The sequence below is a fragment of the Erwinia plantamica genome, from assembly GCF_043420595.1.
GTDB classification, from domain to species: Bacteria; Pseudomonadota; Gammaproteobacteria; order Enterobacterales; family Enterobacteriaceae; genus Erwinia; species Erwinia aeris.
Window position 1 is genome coordinate 1 of the sequence record NZ_JBGCUC010000110.1, and the last position, 421, is coordinate 421.

Here is a 421-nt window from a genome sequence, read left to right on the forward strand (position 1 = left end):
GGTCCAGCGCTTCAGCCACATCGTGTAGATGACGACGTAGAAGAAAATCGTGAAAGCCAGCAGCGCTCCGGCCAGCCAGTTCACCAGAATGCCGAGCGTCATCACCGAGAAGAATGCCAGCGTCAGGCCAAACGCCAGCGCCTCACCCGGCAGGATGCGCCCGCGCGGACTTGGACGGTTGGCAGTGCGCGACATCAGGGCGTCGCTGTCGTGTTCGTAACACATGTTCAGCGCACCCGCCGCACCACCGCCGACGGCGATGCAAAGGATCGACGTGATCGCGAGCACAGGATGGAAATGACCGGGCGCGATGACGAGGCCGACCAGCGCAGTGAACACCACCAGTGACATCACGCGCGGCTTCAGCAGCGCGATGTAATCAGCGACGCCCGCCTCGGAGATACGAGGCGACAGACCGATC

General features: G+C 62.9%; 1 protein-coding gene. It reads right to left on the minus strand.

Going from position 1 to position 421, the window contains the following annotated elements; genetic code table 11:
- Positions 1–421: UbiA family prenyltransferase (locus tag AB3U87_RS22320; protein WP_394150618.1), on the minus strand; the 421-nt coding region annotated here is incomplete at both ends.